Below are 3,786 nucleotides of genomic sequence, written 5' to 3'. Positions count from 1 at the left end.
TTGACTACTGAATAATACGTCTGGACATTCATTGTGATTCTGCAAACTTTTTTGTTCCTTTGCATTGAATTCCTAAAGCCACAGCCTATGAACCTGTTTGATTTTAATTTAACCTTACCGATTACCGACCCGACTTGGGTATTCTTTTTGGTATTGATTATCATTCTCTTTGCTCCGATGATCCTCGGACGTCTTCATATACCTCATATTATAGGCATGATTCTGGCGGGTGTATTGATTGGCGAACACGGTTTTCATGTGCTCGATCGGGACAGTAGCTTCGAATTGTTCGGTAAGGTAGGACTCTATTATATCATGTTTCTTGCCGGGCTCGAAATGGATATGGAGGACTTTAAGAAAAACCGGACGAAAAGTGTTGTGTTCGGTTGGCTCACCTTTCTGATTCCTATGGCGTTGGGAATATGGAGTAGTATGAGTATGCTGGGCTATGGCTTTCTCACGGCGGTGTTATTGGCAAGTATGTACGCTTCCCATACCTTAATTGCTTATCCTATTATTAGCCGTTACGGATTGTCTCGTTTGCGCAGTGTCAATATCACCATTGGTGGTACTGCTGTCACCGTTACTCTTGCTTTGATTATTCTTGCCGTCATAGGTGGTATGTTTAAAGGCACTGTTGATGGTTGGTTCTGGGTATTTCTTGTGGTAAAAGTGGCTTTCCTCGGATTCCTGATTGTATTCTTTTTCCCCCGTATCGGACGCTGGTTCTTCCGGAAGTACGATGACAGCGTGATGCAGTTTGTGTTTGTGCTGGCGATGGTTTTCCTCGGAGGAGGATTGATGGAATTTGTGGGAATGGAAGGAATTTTAGGTGCTTTCCTGGCAGGATTAGTGTTGAATCGTTTGATTCCTCATGTATCTCCTTTGATGAACCGGTTGGAATTTGTGGGAAATGCACTGTTTATTCCCTATTTTCTGATTGGCGTCGGAATGATTATTGATGTAAGAAGCCTGTTTACTGGAGGTGAAGCATTGAAAGTAGCTATTGTGATGACAGTGGTGGCAACCTTTAGCAAATGGCTGGCTGCCTGGATCACACAAAAGATCTATCGGATGCAGTCCAATGAACGGAGCATGATATTCGGTTTGAGTAATGCGCAGGCCGCAGCTACACTGGCAGCAGTGTTGATCGGTCATGAAATCATTATGGAGAATGGAGAACGGTTGCTGAATGATGATGTATTGAACGGTACGGTAGTGATGATACTTTTCACTTGTGTCATCAGTTCTTTGGTAACCGAACGTTCGGCACGTCGTTTTGCTTTGGATGAGAATGTGCAGGCGGAAGAAGAAGCTAAAAAAGTAAATACGGAACAAATCTTGATTCCGGTGGCTAACCCGGAGACGATTGAAGATTTGATTAATCTGGCTTTAGTAATAAAGGATGCTAAGCAGAAAAATGCATTGGTGGCATTGAACGTTATCAATGACAATAACAGTTCGGAGAAGAAAGAGCAGCAGGGTAAACGTAATCTGGAGAAGGCTGCTATGATTGCCGCTGCCGCTGATGTGCCTGTTACGATGGTGAGCCGCTATGACTTGAATATTGCTTCGGGGATTATCCATACAATCAAGGAGTATGAAGCTACGGATATTGTGATCGGTCTGCACCGGAAAGCAAATATTGTCGACTCTTTCTTCGGACATCTGGCCGAAAGTCTGTTGAAAGGTACGCATCGTGAAGTGATGATTGCCAAATTCCTGATGCCTGTTAATACCCTGCGTCGAATCAATATTGCCGTTCCGCCAAAGGCTGAATATGAATCGGGATTCTCTAAATGGGTGGAACACTTCTGCCGTATGGGAAGTATCCTGGGCTGTCGGGTGCATTTTTTTGCCAATGAGCGTACATTGATGCGTGTTCAGCAACTTGTGAAAAAGCGACATGCAGGTACTCCGACGGAATTCTCCATATTGGAGGAGTGGGAGGATCTCTTGCTGTTGACAGGGCAGGTGAATTATGACCATTTATTGGTAGTTATCTCTGCCCGTCGCGGATCTATCTCTTATGATCCCTCTTTTGAACGTCTCCCGGCACAATTAGGAAAATATTTCTCTAATAATAGTTTGATAATCCTGTATCCCGACCAGTTTGGCGAACCGCAGGAAATTGTGTCATTCTCCGATCCTCGTGGACATAATGAGTCTCAACATTATGAGAAGGTCGGCAAATGGTTCTATAAATGGCTAAAGAAAAACTAATGGAAAGATACGACTGGCAACAGAGAACGGAACTCCTGTTAGGAGAGGAAAAGATGGAACGCATCCGGAACGCGCACGTATTGGTCGTGGGACTGGGTGGAGTAGGTGCTTATGCCGCCGAGATGATCTGCCGTGCAGGCGTCGGACGGATGACGATTGTAGATGCCGATACAGTGCAGCCCACCAATATGAATCGTCAGTTGCCGGCCATGCATTCCACACTTGGGAGGACGAAAGCGGAGGTGTTGGCAGCCCGTTATAAAGATATAAATCCGGAGATTGAGCTGACTGTCCTGCCTGTTTACCTGAAGGATGAAAATATACCGGAACTGCTGGATGCCGATAAATATGATTTTATAGTAGATGCTATTGATACGATCAGTCCGAAATGTTTTCTGATTTATGAAGCGATGAAACGTCATATAAAGATAGTTTCCAGTATGGGAGCAGGGGCGAAGAGTGATATTACCCAGGTTCGTTTTGCTGATCTTTGGGAGACGTATCATTGCGGTTTGAGTAAGGCTGTGCGGAAGCGTTTGCAGAAGATGGGAATGAAACGGAAACTTCCGGTGGTATTCAGTACGGAACAAGCTGATCCGAAAGCGGTATTGCTGACGGATGATGAGCAGAATAAGAAATCGACATGTGGAACAGTTAGTTATATGCCGGCCGTGTTTGGGTGCTATCTGGCTGAATATGTCATTAAACGATTATAAGGCTATTATGATAAAACTAGAAGGGATTACGAAGAGTTTCGGCTCATTACAGGTGTTGAAAGGCATTGATCTGGAAATCAACAAAGGAGAAATTGTTAGTATTGTAGGCCCGAGCGGTGCGGGTAAAACTACCTTATTGCAGATAATGGGCACTTTAGATGAGCCGGACGGAGGCGTGGTACAAATTGACGGAACAGTGGTGAGCCGGATGAAAGAGAAAGAACTATCTGCATTTCGTAATAAGAATATTGGTTTTGTTTTCCAGTTTCACCAACTACTGCCGGAGTTCACGGCATTGGAAAATGTGATGATTCCCGCTCTAATCGCTGGGGTATCTTCGAAGGAGGCACACGAACGCGCAATGAAGATTCTGGATTTTATGGGACTGGTTGACAGGGCTTCTCATAAACCGAATGAATTGTCGGGAGGCGAGAAACAACGGGTAGCGGTAGCGAGGGCTTTAATCAACGATCCGGCAGTTATTCTGGCAGACGAACCATCCGGTAGTCTGGATACACATAATAAAGAAGATTTACATCAACTGTTCTTCGATTTGAGAGACCGGCTGGGGCAGACTTTTGTCATTGTGACGCATGACGAGGGGCTTGCCAAAATTACGGACCGGACCGTTCATATGGTGGATGGTATGATTAAAAAAGATTAATTAGAGAACCTAATTTCTAAAAATGTATACCAAAAAGGTAGAGCCTTGCAAGTGTTCTATCTTTTAGCTATATATTTATAGTCGCTTCTCTACGGAAGTCTGTGAAGATGATAGTAGAGTGTTTGTTTTGTTTGTGTGTGATGCATTCTTGTCTGGTGTGATAGGAATGCATCTTTTTTTATT

General features: G+C 44.2%; 3 protein-coding genes. All 3 read left to right on the top strand.

Going from position 1 to position 3,786, the window contains the following annotated elements; translation table 11 throughout:
• The first annotated feature begins 87 nt into the window (after positions 1 to 87).
• Genes ACT8YW_RS22315 through ACT8YW_RS22305 form a run of 3 tightly spaced genes read left to right on the top strand, consistent with a single transcriptional unit; the run spans position 88 to position 3,603 of the window.
• The gene (locus ACT8YW_RS22315) at positions 88 to 2,223 is read left to right on the top strand and encodes a cation:proton antiporter domain-containing protein (RefSeq protein WP_444107187.1); all 2,136 of its coding nucleotides are present in this window, start codon (positions 88 to 90) and stop codon (positions 2,221 to 2,223) included.
• The gene (locus ACT8YW_RS22310) at positions 2,205 to 2,939 is read left to right on the top strand and encodes a tRNA threonylcarbamoyladenosine dehydratase (protein ID WP_444107186.1); all 735 of its coding nucleotides are present in this window, start codon (positions 2,205 to 2,207) and stop codon (positions 2,937 to 2,939) included. The genes ACT8YW_RS22315 and ACT8YW_RS22310 overlap by 19 nt, the downstream gene beginning before the upstream one ends.
• 7 nt (positions 2,940 to 2,946) lie before the next feature.
• The gene (locus ACT8YW_RS22305) at positions 2,947 to 3,603 is read left to right on the top strand and encodes an ABC transporter ATP-binding protein (protein WP_195647063.1); all 657 of its coding nucleotides are present in this window, start codon (positions 2,947 to 2,949) and stop codon (positions 3,601 to 3,603) included.
• Positions 3,604 to 3,786 lie beyond the last annotated feature (183 nt).

Origin of the sequence: Bacteroides sp., from assembly GCF_052357945.1 — a bacterium.
GTDB lineage: Bacteria > Bacteroidota > Bacteroidia > Bacteroidales > Bacteroidaceae > Bacteroides.
This window is presented reverse-complemented; position numbering and strand designations above follow the sequence as displayed.